We start from the raw sequence: 17,527 nt of genomic DNA, 5'->3' as shown, positions 1-17,527 counted from the left end.
GGCCTTAACCTCTCGTCGACTCTTGGTTACCGGCAGTGTTGCCGGCAACGCTCTCGGCCAGAATGGCCAGAACCAGTTGCTGGAAATTCAGACCGGCAGCACGGGCCGCCATCGGCACCAGGCTGTGATCGGTCATGCCCGGTGCGGTGTTGACTTCCAGGAACCAGAACTGCCCGTCGGCGTCCTGCATCACGTCTGCCCTGCCCCAACCGGCGATACCCAGCGCTTCACAGGCTTTCGCCGTGAGGTCCATGAGTTCCTGTTCCTTGGCGCTGTCCAGACCGCACGGAATGCGGTACTGGGTATCGTTGGCGATGTACTTGGCGTCGTAGTCGTAGAAGCTGTGCGTCGTGCCCAGGGCAATCGGTGGCAACACCTGGTCACGCAGGGTGGCGATGGTGAACTCCGGACCGTGAATCCATTGCTCGACCAGCACTTGCGAATCGTAGGTACTGGCCGCTTTCCATGCGTCGATCAATTCGGACGCGGAACTCACTTTGGCCATACCGATACTTGAACCTTCATGGGCCGGTTTGACGATCAAAGGGAAGCCCAGTTCCGTCGCCGCCGAAATACAATCGGCCTCGCTGCTGAGTACCGCGTGACGTGGGGTCGGAATGCCCAGGCTGTGCCAGACCTGCTTGGTGCGCAGCTTGTCCATGGCCAGGGCCGAAGCCAGGATGCCGCTGCCGGTGTACGGAATGCCCAGGCATTCGAGCAGGCCCTGCATGCTGCCGTCTTCACCGCCACGGCCGTGGAGGATGATGAAGGCGCGGTCGATCTTTTCGTTGAGCAGTCGCTGCAGCAGGTCATCGCCCACGTCGAGGCCGAACGCGTCCACACCGGCGCTTTGCAGTGCGTCCAGAACGGCGTTACCCGACTTCAGGGACACTTCACGCTCGGCACTCTTGCCGCCGAACAGCACGGCGACGCGGCCGAAGTCTTTCGGCGCGATCGTGGAGACCAGGTTGGCGTAGGCAGCAGTCATTTCAACTTCCCCTTCTCCGGCGCGGCAACGGCACCGGCGAACAACTCACTTTTCAACAGTTTTGGTGCGAGACCGCCGATATCGCCGGCGCCCTGGCACAGCAGGATATCGCCGGCGCGCAGCAGCGGCTTGACCACTGGCGCAAGGTCGACACCACGCTCGATGTAGATCGGGTCGAGCTGGCCACGCTGACGGATGCTGTTGCACAGCTTGCGGCTGTCAGCGCCCGGGATCGGCTCTTCGCCGGCCGGATAGACTTCCATCAGCAGCAGTACGTTGGCGTCGGCCAGTACATTGACGAAATCGTCGTACAGGTCACGGGTGCGGCTGTAGCGGTGCGGCTGGTAGACCATCACCAGGCGGCGCTCCGGCCAGCCACCGCGTACGGCCTTGATCACTGCCGCGACTTCCGTCGGGTGGTGACCGTAGTCATCGACCAGCATTACATTGCCGCCGTCTACCGGCAGTTCGCCGTAGACCTGGAAGCGTCGGCCGACACCCTGGAACCCGGACAGGCCCTGGACGATGGCTTCATCGCTGACGCCTTCGTCGGTGGCGATGCAGATAGTCGCAAGGGCGTTCAATACGTTGTGGTTGCCCGGCATGTTCACCGAAACATCCAGTGGCTCGCGGTCGGGACGCAGTACGGTGAAGAAGGTCTGCATGCCTTGCTGGCGCACGTTGATCGCACGTACGTCGCAGTCTTCGCCGAAGCCATAGGTGACCGTCGGACGTTTGACCTGCGGGAGGATTTCACGCACTACCGGATCGTCCAGGCACACCACCGCCAGACCGTAGAACGGCAGGTTGTGCAGGAATTCGACGAAGGTTTTCTTCAGTTTGTTGAAGTCACCGTCGTAGGTCGCCATGTGGTCGGCGTCGATGTTGGTGACCACGGCCACCAGCGGCTGCAAGTGCAGGAAGCTGGCGTCGCTTTCGTCGGCTTCGGCAATCAGGTAACGGCTGGTGCCGAGCTGGGCATTGGTACCCGCGGCATTCAGACGGCCACCGATTACGAACGTCGGGTCCAGGCCACCGGCGGCGAACACCGACGCGATCAGACTGGTGGTCGTGGTTTTGCCGTGGGTACCGGCAACGGCGATGCCGTGGCGATAGCGCATCAGCTCAGCCAGCATCTCTGCACGCGGCACCACCGGAATACGGCGTTCCAGCGCGGTAGCGACTTCCGGGTTGGACGTGTTCACGGCACTCGACACCACCAGCACGTCGGCGGCAGCGGCGTTCTCGGCGCGGTGGCCGATGAAGATCTGCGCGCCGAAGGACTCCAGGCGCTCGGTGACCGGCGAAGCCTTCAGGTCGGAACCGGACACTTCATAGCCCAGGTTCAACAACACTTCAGCAATCCCGCACATGCCCACACCGCCGATACCAACGAAGTGGATGCGACGGATGCGGCGCATTTCCGGTTGTGGCATGGCTTTCTGATTCTCAACCATGGGCCACCTCCAGGCAGCTATCGACCACGTTACGGGTGGCATCGGGTTTGGCCAGGCGGCGTGCCGCAGTAGCCATTTCGTTGAGTCGTTGTGGTTGCATCAGGACCTCTGTCAGGCGAGCGGCAAGATCCGCTGCACCAGTCGTTCTTTGCGGCATCAGGAAGGCTGCGCCTTCACGGGCCAAATATTCGGCGTTGCGGGTCTGGTGATCGTCGATGGCATGAGGCAAAGGCACCAGCATCGAGGGCAGACCGGCGGCGGCCAGTTCACTGATGGTCAGCGCGCCTGCGCGACAAACCACCAGGTCGGCCCAGCTGTAGGCTTGGGCCATGTCTTTGATGAAGGGCTGCACCTGCGCCTCGACGCCAGCCGCGCGATAGCGCTCTGCAGTCACTTCATCGTGGTTTTTGCCGGCCTGATGGAACACTTCCGGACGCAAATCGGCAGCGACTTGCGACAGGGCTTCAGGCAGCAACTTGTTCAACGGTTCTGCGCCCAGGCTTCCGCCCAGGATCAGCAAACGCGCCTTGCGACCAGCCAGGGCAGGTCGCGATGTCTCGAGGAACAGCTCGGTGCGCACCGGATTACCGGTGGTCCGGCGGCTGTCCGACAGGGTAAAGGTGTCGGGGAACGCTTCACAGACTCGGGCGGCCAACGGCACCAGCAACCGATTGGCGGTACCGGCCACGGCGTTCTGTTCGTGAACGATCACCGGCACGCCGGCCAGTTTGGCAGCAACGCCACCAGGACCGGTCACATAACCACCAAAGCCAACCACGCAGACCGGCCGCAGCCGACGAATGATCGCCCGCGCCTGCCAGACCGACTTGAGCAACATGAACGGCGCCTTGAACAGGGACAGCTTGCCCTTGCCGCGCAGACCGCTGGCATTGATCCGGTGCAACTCGATACCGGCCGCCGGCACCAGATCGTTCTCGATGCCACGCGGAGTGCCGAGCCAGTGCACGGTATAGCCGCGTGCCTGGAATTCGCGGGCACAGGCCAGTGCCGGGAACACGTGGCCACCGGTGCCGCCAGCCATGATCATGACGTTAGCGCCCATGGTTCGGCTCCTCGGCGAAGTCGCTCTCATGGAACTCCATCTCTTCACTGCCCAGGTGGGTTCGACTTTCCCACTCGATGCGCAGCAACAAGCCGAGACAGGCACAGCAGATCACCAACGAACTACCGCCATAACTGAGGAACGGCAAGGTCAGACCCTTGGTCGGCAGCAGACCGACGTTTACACCAATGTTGATCAGGAACTGACCAATCCACAGGAACGACAGACCGTAGGCCACGTAAGCCGCGAAAAACTGCTTGGCCTTTTCAGCCCACAAACCGATGTACATGCCACGAATGCACACGAAGACGAACAGTGCCACGGTGCACAACGAACCCACCGCCCCCAGCTCTTCGGCCAGGACCGAGAACACGAAGTCAGTGTGGGCTTCCGGCAGGTAGAACTGTTTCTGCACGCTGTTGCCCAGGCCGACGCCCAGCCATTCACCGCGACCGAAGGCGATCAACGCCTGGGACAACTGATAGCCGGCGCCGAACTGGTCGGCCCATGGGTCGGCAAAGTTGGTCAGGCGCGCCATTCGATACGGCTGCATTTGAATCAACAGCACCACCGCGCCGACAGCCAGCACCACCATCAGGGAAAAGCGGAACAGCCCGACGCCGCCAAGGAACAGCATCGCCGCCGCCGCCCCCATCATCACGACGGTGGCACCGAAGTCCGGTTCCATCAGCAGCAGGCCCGCCATTGGCAGCAGCACGATGAACGGCTTGAAGAAGCCCATCCAGCTTTCGCGCACTTCTTTCTGGCGGCGCACCAGATAACCGGCGAGGTAGATCACCACGAACACCTTGGCGATCTCGGAAGGCTGAACGTTGAAGAAACTGAAGCCGATCCAGCGCATCGAGCCGTTAACCTCACGGCCGATCCCCGGAATGATCACCATCACCAGCAAGCCGAACGCACCGAGCAGCATCAGCCAGCCCAGCCGTTGCCAAGTAGCGATCGGGATCATCATGGTGACGATGCAGGCACCCAGGCCCAGCACCACGTAAATAAGGTGGCGAATCATGTAATACAGGGCGCTGCCCGACTGCACGGCCGCCACTTCGGTCGATGCCGAGGCAATCATGATCAGCCCCAGGCCGAGCAACGTCAGGCAACCGGCGAGCATCGGGAAGTCGAGGTCGATACCGCGCCCGGTGATGATCGGCGAAGGGTATGGCTTGATGATGTCTCTCAGGCTCATGCCAGATCCTCCACGGCTTGGACGAACTGGTGACCACGGTCTTCGTAGTTCTTGAACATGTCGAAACTGGCGCAGGCTGGCGACAGCAGCACCACGTCGCCCGGCTGGGCGGCGGCGCGGCATTGCTCGACGGCCTCGGCCAGGGAGCCGGCGCGGATCAGCGGTACGGCGTCGCCGATAGCCTCGCCGATCTTGTCGGAGTCGCGCCCCATCAGCACCACGGCGCGGCAGTTGGCCGCCACCGGATCGTGCAGGTCCTTGAACTCGGCACCTTTGCCATCGCCACCGGCGATCAGCACGACTTTGCCGTCGATGTCTGCGCCCAAACCTTCGATGGCCGCCAGTGCGGCGCCGACGTTGGTGGCTTTGGAATCGTTGTAATAGCCCACGCCGTCAAGATCGCGGACCCATTGGCAGCGATGCTCGAGACCGGCGAAGGTGCGCAGGCTCGACAGCATGGCATCGAACGGCAGGCCGACCGCATGGCCCAGGGCCAGGGCTGCCAGGGCGTTGGACTGATTGTGGGCGCCGCGAATCTTCAATTCGCGCACCGGCATCAGGTTCTGGAATTCGAAGGCCAGGTATTTCTCGCCGTCTTCTTCACGGATACCAAACGCCTTGAAATCGGGTTTGCTCAGGCCGAAGGTCCAGCATGGCTGCCCTTCGCCTATCAACGGACGACTCAGGGCATCCTGACGGTTGACCACGAACTGTCTGGCACCGCGGAAGATCCGGTGCTTGGCCAGGTGATAGGCTGGCAGACCGCTGTAACGGTCCATGTGGTCTTCGCTGATGTTGAGCACGGTCGCCACTTCGGCGTTGAGTTGGTCGGTGGTTTCCAGCTGGAAACTCGACAACTCCATCACGTACAACTCGATGTCGTCGCTGAGCAAGTCCAACGCCGGGGTACCGAGGTTGCCACCAACGGCAACACGCTTGCCCGCCGCCGCCGCCATTTCGCCGACCAGCGTGGTGACGGTACTTTTCGCGTTGGAACCGCTGATGGCCACGATCGGCGCCTTCGCGTTACGCGCGAACAGTTCGATGTCGCCGGACAATTTCACGCCACGGGCGGCGGCGGCCTGCAGGGCCGGGGTCGCCAGCGCCAGGCCGGGGCTCACGTAGAGCTCGTCGGCACGGCACAGGAATTCGACGTCCAGCTCGCCACAACGCACTTCCACGTGCGGATAGTCACGCTTGAGCGTGGCCAGTTCCGGTGGATTTTCCCGCGTATCGGCCACGGCAAACGCCACGCCCCGGTTCGCCAGGAAGCGAACCAGAGACATGCCGCTCTTGCCGAGGCCGACAACGATGCGGAAGTGGTCAGAAGCGATCAGAGACACGAGTTTCTACCTCAGCTTCAGGGTGGCAAGGCCGACCAGCACGAGAATCACGGTGATGATCCAGAAACGGACGATCACACGCGGCTCGGGCCAGCCCTTGAGTTCAAAGTGGTGGTGGATCGGCGCCATGCGGAATACGCGGCGACCGGTCAGTTTGAAAGAGGCAACCTGAATAACCACGGACAGGGTTTCCATCACGAACACGCCGCCCATGATGAACAGAACGATTTCCTGACGGACGATCACTGCGATGGTGCCCAGGGCCGCGCCCAGCGCCAGTGCGCCGACGTCGCCCATGAAGACTTGTGCCGGATAGGTGTTGAACCACAGAAAGCCCAGGCCTGCTCCGATCAACGCGCCACAGAACACGATCAGTTCACCGGCGCCCGGCACATAAGGAATCAGCAGGTATTCGGCGAATTTCACGTTACCCGACAGGTAGCAGAAAATGCCCAGGCCGCCGCCCACCATCACCGTCGGCATGATCGCCAGGCCGTCTAGGCCGTCGGTCAGGTTGACCGCGTTGCTCGAACCGACAATCACGAAGTAGGTCAGGACGATGAAGCCGGCGCCCAATGGAATGCTGTAGTCCTTGAGCATCGGCAGGATCAGTGTGGTTTCCACCGGCGTGGCGGCGGTCACATACAGGAAGATCGCTGCGCCCAGACCAAATACCGACTGCCAGAAATACTTCCAGCGGCTTGGCAGCCCGCGGGAGTTCTTCTCGATGACCTTACGGTAGTCGTCGACCCAGCCGATGGCGCCGAACAGCAGGGTCACCAACAGTACGACCCAGACGTAACGGTTGCTCAGGTCAGCCCAAAGCAGGGTGCTGACACCGATGGACGACAGAATCAGTGCGCCGCCCATGGTCGGTGTACCCGATTTGGACAGGTGCGACTGCGGGCCGTCATTGCGAACGGACTGACCGATCTGACGGTTCTGCAGGGTGCGGATCATCCACGGGCCATAGCACAGCGACAAAACCAGCGCGGTCAGTACACCGAGAATCCCGCGCAGGGTCAGGTACTGGAAGACCGCGAAGCCTTTGTAGAACTGTTGCAGATACTCCGCTAGCAGCAGCAGCATTAATGTTTCTCCAGACTGGACCCGCACAAGGCGGCGACGACGTTTTCCATCGCAGCGCTGCGCGACCCCTTGATCAAAATGGTGGTGTTTGTGTCTTGTTCGGCGTCCAGGGCCTTGATCAGCTCAGCCTGCGTGCTGAAGTGAAAAGCCTGTGGACCGAATGCGTTCACGGCGTGAGCCATCATTGGCCCGACGGCGTACAGCGCAGAAACCTTGCCACGGGCGTACTCGCCCACGTCGCGGTGCCCCTGCTCCGCCCATTCGCCCAACTCGCCGATCTCCCCGAGCACCAGGACGGTGCGACCGGAAAAGCCGGCCAGTATATCAACGGCAGCGCACATGGAGGTGGGATTGGCGTTGTAAGTGTCATCGATCACGCGCATGCCATTGCTGGCCAATTGCGCAACGGTGCGACCCTTGACCGGTTGCACCGCGCCAAGGCCGGCGGCGATACCGAACAGCGACACACCCAGGGCATGGGCGGCAGCGGCGGCAGCCATGGCATTGGCGACGTTGTGGGTGCCGAGCAGGTTCAGTTGAACGCGCTCCGAGCCTTCAGGGCTGTGCAGGTTGAACGCCGGGCAGCCGCGAGCATCGGTGGCCAGGTCACTGGCATGGAAATCGGCGCTGGTGTTGCTCAACGCAAACGTCAGCACGTTGCGGTCACCGGCGCGCGCCTTCCAGATACCGAATGCCTTGTCGTCGAGATTGAGAACGGCGACGCCATCGGCATCCAGCCCTTCAATGATCTCGCCCTTGGCTTCGACGATTTTGTCCGGACCGCCGAACTCACCGACGTGGGCGGTCCCGGCGTTATTGAGAACGGCCACATGGGGTTTGGTCATGCTCACGGTGTAGGCAATTTCGCCCAGGCGCGAGGCACCCAGCTCGATCACCGCAGCGGTATGTTCCGGCGCCAGTTCGAGCAGGGTCAGCGGAACGCCGAGGTCATTATTCAGGTTGCCACGGGTCGCCAGCACCGGGCCACGGGTGCGCAGGATGCTCGCAAGCATTTCCTTGACCGTGGTCTTGCCGCTGGAACCGGTGATGGCCGCGACCGGATGGGTGTAGGCGGCGCGATTCAGCGCGCCCAACTGGCCCAGGGCCTGGCGAGTGTCGCTGACCAGCAATTGTGGCAGCGTGCTGTCGGCGACTTCACGCTCGACCAGCGCGGCCACGGCACCCTTGGCGGCGACTTCATTCAGATAATCATGACCATCGAAGCGCGGACCGGCCAGCGCGATAAACAGTTGACCGGGCTTGATTGCGCGGCTGTCGATGCTGACACCGTCGAAACTGGCATCGGCGGACACCAGGCGAGCATTCAGCGCACCGGTCAGTTCGCTCAGTTTCAAGGCCTTAAGCATGGGCCACCTCCCACGCGGTCAAGGCATGATCGGCCTCGACCAGATCGGAAAAGGCATGACGCTCGCCGTTGATTTCCTGATAGTCCTCGTGACCTTTACCGGCCAGGACAATCACGTCATCCACCGAAGCGCTGGCAATCAGTTGGGCAATCGCCTGGCCACGACCGGCAACGAACTCCACTTTATCCACAGCCGTGAAACCGGCGCGGATGTCATCGAAAATCACTGCCGGGTCTTCAGTACGCGGGTTGTCATCGGTCACCAGCACGCCATCAGCCAAGCGCTCGACCACTTCGGCCATCAACGGGCGCTTGCCGCGATCGCGGTCGCCGCCACAGCCGAACAGGCACAGCAACCGGCCCTTGGCGTGTGGACGCAGGGCCAGCAATACTTTTTCCAGGGCATCCGGGGTGTGGGCGTAATCGACCACCACCAGCGGCTGCGAACCACCGCCCAGACGCTGCATGCGACCGGCAGGGCCTTCAAGCTGCGGCAGCACCTTGAGGATTTCGTCCAGGGCGTAATCAAGACCGAGCAACGCGCCGACCGCCGCCAGGACATTGCTCAGGTTGAAGCGACCGAGCAAGGTGCTGCGCAAGAGGTGCTCGCCCTGCGGCGTGACCAGTGTGGCGCGCACGCCTTCGTCGTCGAATTGCGCCTGGCGGCAATACAGGTAAGCGCTGGAATTTTCCAGGCTATAGGTGATCAGCCGCGATTCGCACTTGTCGGCAGCCAGTTGCCGGCCGAACTCGTCGTCGAGGTTGACCACGCGGCATTTCAAGTCATTCCAGGCAAACAGCCTGGACTTGGCTTCGCCGTAAGCCTGCATGGTGCCGTGGTAATCCAGGTGATCGCGGGACAGGTTGGTCATCACCGCCACATCGAAGGCCAATGCCGTCACGCGCCCCTGGTCCAGGCCATGGGAAGACACTTCCATCGCCACGGCTTTGGCCCCGGCCTTCTTCAGGTCCGCCAGGGTCGCTTGCACGGCAATCGGATTCGGCGTGGTGTGCAGGCCGCTTTCCAGCGCGCCGTAGAAACCGCAACCGAGTGTGCCGACCAGGCCGCAGTGCTGGCCGAGCAGGTCCAGTGCCTGGGCGACCAATTGCGTCACGCTGGTCTTGCCGTTGGTGCCGGTTACGCCCACCAGGTTCAGGTGATGACTCGGCTCGCCATAAAAACGCCCGGCGATGTCCGACAGTTGAGCCGCCAGGCCTTTGACCGGAATCAGCGGCACTTCAGTGATCGGCAGGATCGTGGCGCCTTCTACTTCATAGGCCACCGCAGCAGCACCGCGCTGCAAGGCGTCGCCAATATGCGCGCGCCCATCGAATTTCCCGCCCGGCACGGCGAGGAACAGATCACCCGCGCGCACATTGCGGCTGTCCAGGGCGAGTTCGCGAATCAGCAGATCGTGGCCGGCGTGAGGGAAAATCTTGTTCAGGCTCAGAGACATCAGCCGCGCCCTCCATTGGCTTTCAGCGGAACGACCGGTGTTGCGTTCGCTTGTTGAGTAGGTGGCAAGTTGTCCGGCGTAATGTTCATCAGGCGCAGAGTGCCCGACATCACACGGCTGAACACCGGCGCGGAAACCAGGCCACCGAAGTAACCGGCCTTGGTCGGCTCGTCGATCACCACCACGATGGCGTAACGCGGATCGCTCATCGGGCCGAAGCCGGCGAACAGCGAACGGTAGGAGTTCTCGGCGTAGCCCTTGGTGCCAACCGAGGTTTTACGCGCAGTACCCGACTTGCCGCCCACGTGATACGCCGGCACCTGCGCACGGAACACACCGCGCGGGGCCTCGATCACTTGTTGCAGCATGCCTTGCATGGTTTTCGCGACGGCCTCCGGCAACACCTGGGTGGTTTGCGGTGCCTTGTCGGTCTTGATCAGGGTCAGCGGTGCGAGGCGACCGTTGTTGGCCAGGGCCGAGAAAGCGTGGACAAGCTGGATTGCGGTAACGGAGATACCGTAGCCGTAGGACAGCGTGGCGGTTTCTGCCTTGCGCCATTCGCGGTAGTTCGGCAGGTTGCCGACGCGCTCGCCCGGGAAGCCCAGGCCGGTGTCCTGGCCGAGGCCGACTTTCTGCGCGAGACGGAAAATGGTTTCGCCGCCAATGTCGAAGGCAACCTTGCTCATGCCGACGTTACTGGAGTTGATCAGGATGCCGGTCAGGTCGAGTACCGGGCCTTCGGTCTTGGATACGTCCTTGATGGTGTACTTACCAATCTGCAAGGATCCCGGATACACCTCGACGGTGTCGCTCGGTTTCCAGCGGCCGGTTTCGATCGCAGCGCTCATCGAAATCGCTTTCATGGTCGAACCCGGCTCGAACACGTCGATCATCGCGCGGTTACGCATCATCGCCGGTTGCAGGTTACGACGGTTGTTCGGGTTGTAGGTCGGCTGGTTGACCATCGCGAGAATCTCGCCGGTCTTCACGTCCATGATCACCAGGCTGCCGGCCTTGGCGCCGTTCTCAATGATCGCGTTGCGCAATTCGCGGTTGGCCAGGTATTGCAGGCGCAGGTCAATGGACAACGCCAAGGGCTTGCCGGCCTTGGCGTTTTTGGTGACCTGGACATCCTTGATCAGCCGGCCGCGCCGGTCCTTGATCACCTGACGCTTGCCAGGGACCCCGGCCAGCCATTCGTCGTAGGCCAGTTCGACGCCTTCACGACCGTGATCGTCGATGTCGGTAAACCCGACCATATGAGCAGTGACTTCGCCGGCAGGATAAAACCGCCGAAACTCTTCGATGCCATAGACACCCGGCACCTTCAGGTCGAGCACGGCCTGACCCTGCTCAGGCGTCAGCCCGCGCACCAGGTAAATGAATTCTTTGTTGGCCTGGGCTTCAAGACGCTCAGTCAGGGCTTTGGGATCTTGTCCCAGCGCTGCGGCCAGTGCTGGCCACTTGTCTTTTTCCAGCTGCATTTCCTTGGCGTTGGCCCACAGTGTGGTCACCGGGGTACTGACGGCCAAAGGCTCGCCGTTACGGTCGGTTATCAGACCACGGTGAGCCGGAATCGGAATATGACGAACGCTGCGCGCATCGCCCTGACCTTTAAGGAAGGCACGATCGACCACTTGCAGGTCAATGATGCGCCAGGCAATCGCGGCCACCATGACGCCAAGCAAACCCAGCACCACGCGGAACCGCCAAGGAAAGAGTGCACCTTCGAGTTTCATCATGGCGCCACCATCTTCACGTCAGCGGCACCGGGGATGTGCATTTTCAATTGTTCGGTGGCCAGCACTTCGATACGGCTGTGGGCGGTCCAGGTGCTCTGCTCCAGAATCAACCGGCCCCACTCGGCTTGCGCCTTGTCGCGCACGCTCAATTCGTTGTACAGCGTGTTCAGCAACTGGCGATTCCAGTGGGCGCTGTAAGACACGCCGATGGCCGACACGAGCACGCCGACAAACAACAGCAGCATGAAGAAGCTTCCGCCGGGCAATGGCTTGGCGAAAAGCTTGCTCACCGCAGCTTCTCCGCCACACGCATGACAGCACTACGGGAACGTGGATTGGCTTTGAGTTCGGCGTCGGAGGCCGTCTGCGCTTTGCCATGGACTTTGATTTTCGGTTCGAAGGCGACATGCCGAACCGGCAGGTTGCGCGGCAGGTTGTCGGCTTCGCCTTTCACCAGCTTGCGCATGAACAGTTTGACGATACGGTCTTCCAGCGAATGGAAGCTGATCACCACCAGGCGACCGCCCACTTCCAGGCACTCCAGCGCGGCTTCGAGGCCGGTCTGCAGATCACCCAGCTCGTTGTTTACGTGAATGCGCAAGCCCTGGAACGCACGGGTTGCAGGGTTTTTGCCCTTTTCCCATGCCGGGTTGGCAACCTTCAGGACTTCTGCCAAGTCACCGGTGCGCTCGAATGGCTTGATGTCTCGGCGCTCGGCCACGGCACGGGCCATGCGGCCGGAGAAACGCTCTTCGCCGTATTCCTTGAACACCCGTGCGATTTCTTCCACGGGCGCGGTGTTGACGAATTCGGCGGCGCTGATGCCACGGGACGGATCCATGCGCATGTCCAGCGGGCCGTCGTTGAGGAAGCTGAAGCCGCGCTCAGGGTCGTCGAGCTGTGGCGAAGACACGCCTAGATCCAGCAATACGCCGCTGACCTTGCCGTTCATCCCGCGTTCGGCGACTTCCGAACCGAGCTCGGCAAAGCTGCGCTGCACAACGACAAAGCGGCCGTCTTCGGCCGCTAGCGTCTGCCCGGTGGCAATCGCTTGTGGATCTTTATCGAATCCGAGCAACTGACCATCGGGACCGAGCTGGCTGAGGATCAACCGGCTGTGTCCGCCGCGCCCGAACGTGCCGTCCAGATAGCAGCCATCAGGACGTACGGCGAGAGCCTCGACGGCTTCGTCAAGCAGTACGGTGATGTGGTTAAAGCCGCTATCAATAGTCACAGGATCAAATCACGCAGTTCATCAGGCATCGCGCCCGGTTGTTGAATGGCAGCCAGGTCAGCGGCAGAAACCGCGTTCCAGGCATCCTCGTCCCACAATTGGAACTTGTTCAGTTGGCCTACCAACATCGCGCGCTTATCCAACTTGGCATATTCACGAAGACGCGGCGGAACCAGAAAACGACCACTGCCATCGAGCTCGAGGTCGACGGCATTACCAATCAATAAACGTTGCAGGCGGCGGTTCTCTTCGCGAAGCGAAGGCAGTGCGCGCAGTTTGGTTTCAATAATTTCCCACTCATCGAGGGGGTAAACACACAAACAAGGATCAACGGCATCAATTGTCACGATCAATTGACCGGAACTGCGCGATTCGAGCTCGTCACGGTACCGGCTCGGCATTGCGAGACGGCCCTTTGCATCGAGACTGATAGCGTTGGCTCCGCGAAACACGTCAGCGTTTCTCCAAATTCTAGCGTTTTGAGTTCAAAAAACCCACTTCATGCCACTTTCCGCCACTTGCGCACACTATAGGAATGCGCCCACCACACCGTCAAGGCGCGGAGCAAAGGAAAACCCTTACAGAACTGAGATTTAGGAGCATTAACGGAGAGGCAACGAGAATCCGGCAGATGAAACTGATCGATAACTTGAATCAGCACAGAAGGCTGCGTTCGAAAGTTAAAGTGATTTATTAAGAGTAAGATTTTTTTGGTATTACAAAAGAGGTTCTGCTGATGATTGTGTAAGGAGGGAAATTGCTATCACTTGCCCCCCCCTGCTCAATGATTCAAGCAGAGGAAAGAAAAAGGTGGAGAGTCGATCTGTAAGCCGGGTTCTGTCTTGAACAGTCATTCGTCTACGATGGCCATCACTGGACATCTTTAGCAACCTACCCGGTCCCAGCGCGGGCCACGCCTTGGGACCCTATTTGGTCTTGCTCCAAGTGGGGTTTACCTAGCCACGAACTGTTGCCAGACGTGCGGTGCGCTCTTACCGCACCTTTTCACCCTTACCGGCGCCGAAGCGCTTAGGCGGTTATTTTCTGTGGCACTTTCCGTAGGCTCACGCCTCCCAGGCATTACCTGGCACTTCGCCCTATGGAGCCCGGACTTTCCTCCCCCCCCTAATTTTCATAGAGGGCAGCGACTGTCCGATCGACTCTCCGCCGCGAAGGTTACCGGCACAGCGCCCGAAGAACAAGCGCCAAGCGCCATTGAGCACGCCTGTGCGTCGGGTTTTACTCGCCCTTCTGCTGATCCAGCGCGATCTGGTACAGCACATTCTTTCGTTCGCCGGTGATTTGCGCCGCCAAAGCCGCCGCTCGCTTGAGCGGCATTTCTTCGAGCAACAGGTTGAGGATGCGCATCGCCTCACTGCTGACGGCGCCCTCCTCCTCGGGCGCAGACCAGCCCGCCACCAGCACCACGCACTCGCCGCGCTGCTGATTGCTGTCCGACTCGACAAACTCGCGCAGCTCAGCCAGCGGCAGCCCCTTGAGAGTCTCAAACGTCTTGGTCAGCTCACGGGCAAGCAGCGCCGGGCGCTCGGGACCGAACACCAGTTCCATGTCTTGCAGGCACTCCAGGATGCGATGTGGGGCCTCATAGAAGATCAAGGTGCGAGGTTCTTCCTTTACCTGTTCGAGACGCGCACGCCGCCCCACCGCCTTGGCCGGCAGAAAACCTTCGAAAATGAATCGATCGGAAGGCAGCCCTGCTGCCGACAGCGCGGCAATCAACGCGCAGGCACCCGGAACCGGTACCACATTGATGCCCGCCGCCCGGGCCTGCCGCACCAGGTGATAACCCGGATCGGAAATCAGCGGCGTCCCGGCATCCGAGATCAACGCCACGTTGTCACCGGCAAGCAGGCGAGTGATAAAGCGGCTACCTTCATCCCGCTCGTTGTGCTCATGGCAGGCCGCCAATGGCGTCGAGATGCCGAAGTGCTGCATCAAACGCTGGGAATGACGGGTGTCTTCCGCGGCGATCAAGGCCACTTCACGGAGAATCTTCAGCGCCCGCGCACTGATGTCATCCAGGTTGCCGATGGGCGTCGCCACCACATAAAGCGAGCCAGCAGCGGAATTCAAAGCACCTGGAGCAGTCAAAGCGCACACCTCATGATCGGTAAAAGTCGCCATTGTAGCGCGTAGCGAGGTTCACGATACGCGCAACCAATGGAGGTCTCGGCGACTGTTTGTGCGCTGGCGCAACATTTACACCAGCTAAATTGATCGATTCACACCAGTAACATCGCGCCCCGGCCAGTGCTTGGGTACAATTCCACGCTAATTTGATCGAGTATCAGGAACGCTTACATGATCGCTTGCCTGCGGCTGTTATCTGCCCTCTGCCTCGCTGCCTTGCTGGCGGCTTGCGCCAGCTCGCCCTCCTCCAGCCTTGGCGAACTTCCACGGACACCGGATGCCAGTATCGAGCAACTGCTTGAGAAGGCCTCCCAAAGCAAATCACCGGAAGATGCCGCCCTGCTGCGCTTGAGCGCTGCCGACCTGGCCTATCGCCAGGGCAATGCCGGCCAGTCCGCGCAAATCCTGCAACAGGTTCCGATCGAACAGCTCAAGCCGGGCCCACAGGTTTTCGCCAGCACCCTGGCGGCTGAACTGGCCATGACCCGCAACCAGCCCAAGGCCGCGCTGACGGCCTTGAGCCATCCGAGCATGCAACGCTTGAGCGAACTGCCCATCGAACAACAGGTCCGCACCGGCACCGTTCACGCCCGTGCACTTGAAGCCGATGGCCAGACCCTCGCCGCTGCTCGGGAGCGCATTTTCATCGCCCCGATGCTAAAAGGTGAGGCCGCGAGCAAAAACCACGAAGCCATCTGGGTCCTGATCGCTTCGCTGCCGACCGAGCAATTGCAACCGAACACCACCGACGATCTCGGCGGCTGGATGGCCCTCGCGCTGGCCGTGAAATCCGCCGGCACCCTGGAGCAGCAACAAGCCGCCATCGACAAATGGCGCGCGCAGAACCCGAAACACCCGGCAGCCATTCAATTGCCGCAGCCACTGACCCAACTCAAGGAACTGGCCAGCCAGCCCCTGAGCAAGATCGCCCTGCTGCTGCCTCAGGACGGCCCGCTGGCCTCGGTCGGCAAGGCACTGCGCGACGGCTTTATGGCTGCTCACTACCAGGCCCAACAGGCCGGGCAGAAACCACCCGCCATCGAGTTCTATGACAGCTCGCGCCTGACCTCCATGGACGAGTTCTACCGCAAGGCCCAGGCCGATGGCGTGCAACTGGTCGTCGGCCCGTTGGAGAAGCCGCTGGTCAAACAGCTGAGTGCTCGCCCGCAATTGCCGATCACCACACTCGCGCTGAACTATAGCGAAGGCGATCAGGGTCCGGCGCAGTTGTTCCAGTTCGGTCTTGCCGCTGAAGACGAAGCTCGCGAAGTGTCGCGCCGCGCTCGCGCCGACGGCCTGCATCGCGCAGCCATCATGGTGCCGAAAGGTGAATGGGGCGACCGCGTGCTCAAGGCATTCAGCCAGGATTGGCAAGCCAATGGCGGCACCATCGTCGCCACCGAACGCGTCGATCAGCCGGTCCAGTTGGCCCAGCAGATTGCCGACATGTTCCAGCTGCGTCAGAGCGAAGGTCGCGCCAAGAGCCTGCAAAGCACCGTTGGCTCGCAAGTAGCTGCCCAGCCATCGCGCCGCCAGGATATCGAGTTCATTTTCCTCGCCGCAACACCGCAACAGGCCCAGCAGATCAAACCGACCCTGAACTTCCAGTACGCAGGCGATGTTCCGGTCTACGCCACCTCCCACGTGTTCAGCGCCAGCGGTGACGTCAACCAGTACAACGACATGAATGGCATTCGCTTCTGCGAGACGCCATGGTTGCTGGACGCCAATGATCCACTGCGCCGCCAGGTCACCGCCCAGTGGCCACAAGCCGCCGGCAGCCTGGGGCGCCTGTATGCCATGGGTGTGGACGCCTATCGCCTGGCGCCACGCCTGGGCCAGCTCAAGTCACTGCCAGACAGCCGCATCGACGGTGAATCGGGCAGCCTTGGCATGTCTCAGAGCCAGCGAGTCGTGCGCCAGTTGCCATGGGCCGAGTTCGCCAATGGCCAGGTTCAGCGCCTGCCGGACACCGCTCGCTGATGCCCGACAGGTCACGCCAGCAAAGCGGCAAGGATGCCGAGCGCCATGCGCTCGAGCATCTTCAACAACAGGGTCTGCGCCTGCTGGCGCAGAACTGGTTGTGTAAACGCGGCGAGCTTGATCTGGTCATGCTAGATGGCGATACAGTAGTATTCGTTGAAGTCCGCTACAGAAAAAACACTCAATGGGGTGGCGCGCTCGACAGCATCGATGAGCGCAAACGGCAAAAACTGATTTTCGCCGCGCAATATTTTCTTCAGCGCGAGTCGCGCTGGGCCAATTTCCCTTGCCGCTTCGACGTGATTGCCATCGACAGCAACCTCGATCAGTTGAACTGGCTACAGAATGCCTTCGACGGCTGATCGCCGGCAGTGCGAACCGGACACTATCACCGAACACTTTTGCTCTTTGCTTTGCGGGCTGCACATTCATGTGCCGAACAGCCGC

General features: G+C 61.3%; 15 protein-coding genes and 1 other RNA gene. 2 read left to right on the top strand and 14 right to left on the bottom strand.

The annotated features are described in order from the left end of the window. Positions 1–4: 4 nt before the first annotated feature. The 14 genes from AC1D19_RS05940 to rsmI form a co-directional block, all read right to left on the bottom strand. Entirely contained in the window at positions 5–988 is a 984-nt protein-coding gene (locus AC1D19_RS05940; RefSeq protein WP_477762655.1) for a D-alanine--D-alanine ligase, read from the bottom strand. Further along, entirely contained in the window at positions 985–2,445 is a 1,461-nt protein-coding gene (gene murC / locus AC1D19_RS05935) for a UDP-N-acetylmuramate--L-alanine ligase (RefSeq protein ID WP_150727953.1), read from the bottom strand. Before murC ends, AC1D19_RS05940 begins: the two co-directional genes overlap by 4 nt. Beyond that, the gene (gene murG, locus AC1D19_RS05930; protein WP_477753056.1) at positions 2,438–3,508 is read right to left on the bottom strand and encodes an undecaprenyldiphospho-muramoylpentapeptide beta-N-acetylglucosaminyltransferase; all 1,071 of its coding nucleotides are present in this window, start codon (positions 3,506–3,508) and stop codon (positions 2,438–2,440) included. The genes murC and murG overlap by 8 nt, the downstream gene beginning before the upstream one ends. Further along, a complete protein-coding gene (gene ftsW / locus AC1D19_RS05925; RefSeq protein WP_477753055.1) occupies positions 3,498–4,715 on the bottom strand; it encodes a putative lipid II flippase FtsW in 1,218 nt (405 codons plus the stop codon). Before ftsW ends, murG begins: the two co-directional genes overlap by 11 nt. Next, positions 4,712–6,058, bottom strand: coding sequence for a UDP-N-acetylmuramoyl-L-alanine--D-glutamate ligase (gene murD, locus AC1D19_RS05920; protein ID WP_477762654.1), 1,347 nt, complete (start codon positions 6,056–6,058; stop codon positions 4,712–4,714). The genes ftsW and murD overlap by 4 nt, the downstream gene beginning before the upstream one ends. Positions 6,059–6,064: 6 nt before the next feature. After that, entirely contained in the window at positions 6,065–7,147 is a 1,083-nt protein-coding gene (gene mraY, locus AC1D19_RS05915) for a phospho-N-acetylmuramoyl-pentapeptide-transferase (RefSeq protein ID WP_108214916.1), read from the bottom strand. Then, complete coding sequence (locus AC1D19_RS05910; RefSeq protein WP_477762653.1) at positions 7,147–8,514, bottom strand: UDP-N-acetylmuramoyl-tripeptide--D-alanyl-D-alanine ligase; 1,368 nt, start codon at positions 8,512–8,514, stop codon at positions 7,147–7,149. Before AC1D19_RS05910 ends, mraY begins: the two co-directional genes overlap by 1 nt. Further along, complete coding sequence (locus tag AC1D19_RS05905; RefSeq protein ID WP_477762652.1) at positions 8,507–9,970, bottom strand: UDP-N-acetylmuramoyl-L-alanyl-D-glutamate--2,6-diaminopimelate ligase; 1,464 nt, start codon at positions 9,968–9,970, stop codon at positions 8,507–8,509. The genes AC1D19_RS05910 and AC1D19_RS05905 overlap by 8 nt, the downstream gene beginning before the upstream one ends. Then, positions 9,970–11,709, bottom strand: a complete 1,740-nt coding sequence (locus AC1D19_RS05900) for a peptidoglycan D,D-transpeptidase FtsI family protein (RefSeq protein ID WP_223459011.1) — start codon at positions 11,707–11,709, stop codon at positions 9,970–9,972. The genes AC1D19_RS05905 and AC1D19_RS05900 overlap by 1 nt, the downstream gene beginning before the upstream one ends. Next, positions 11,709–12,002 carry a cell division protein FtsL gene (ftsL, locus tag AC1D19_RS05895; RefSeq protein WP_223458993.1) on the bottom strand — a complete coding sequence of 98 codons (294 nt, stop codon included), beginning with the start codon at positions 12,000–12,002 and terminating at the stop codon, positions 11,709–11,711. Before ftsL ends, AC1D19_RS05900 begins: the two co-directional genes overlap by 1 nt. After that, entirely contained in the window at positions 11,999–12,946 is a 948-nt protein-coding gene (rsmH, locus tag AC1D19_RS05890; protein WP_477753051.1) for a 16S rRNA (cytosine(1402)-N(4))-methyltransferase RsmH, read from the bottom strand. Before rsmH ends, ftsL begins: the two co-directional genes overlap by 4 nt. Then, positions 12,943–13,398: a division/cell wall cluster transcriptional repressor MraZ gene (mraZ, locus tag AC1D19_RS05885; RefSeq protein ID WP_221731512.1), complete on the bottom strand. Its 456-nt coding sequence runs from the start codon at positions 13,396–13,398 to the stop codon at positions 12,943–12,945. The genes rsmH and mraZ overlap by 4 nt, the downstream gene beginning before the upstream one ends. A gap of 358 nt (positions 13,399–13,756) precedes the next feature. Next, positions 13,757–14,110, bottom strand: an RNA gene (gene rnpB, locus AC1D19_RS05880) — RNase P RNA component class A. A 75-nt stretch (positions 14,111–14,185) separates the two neighbouring features. After that, positions 14,186–15,091, bottom strand: coding sequence for a 16S rRNA (cytidine(1402)-2'-O)-methyltransferase (gene rsmI / locus AC1D19_RS05875; RefSeq protein ID WP_162130270.1), 906 nt, complete (start codon positions 15,089–15,091; stop codon positions 14,186–14,188). 177 nt (positions 15,092–15,268) lie between these two features. Here rsmI and AC1D19_RS05870 point away from each other — a divergent pair, with 177 nt between their 5' ends. Together AC1D19_RS05870 and AC1D19_RS05865 are read left to right on the top strand one after the other, a co-directional pair. Beyond that, positions 15,269–17,080 (top strand): penicillin-binding protein activator, encoded by a 1,812-nt coding sequence (locus AC1D19_RS05870; protein ID WP_477762651.1) that lies wholly within the window; start codon positions 15,269–15,271, stop codon positions 17,078–17,080. Then, a complete protein-coding gene (locus AC1D19_RS05865; RefSeq protein WP_477753049.1) occupies positions 17,080–17,442 on the top strand; it encodes a YraN family protein in 363 nt (120 codons plus the stop codon). Before AC1D19_RS05870 ends, AC1D19_RS05865 begins: the two co-directional genes overlap by 1 nt. The last annotated feature ends 85 nt before the right edge of the window (positions 17,443–17,527 follow it).

It is taken from the genome of Pseudomonas sp. P1_C12, assembly GCF_056406435.1.
This window is presented reverse-complemented; position numbering and strand designations above follow the sequence as displayed.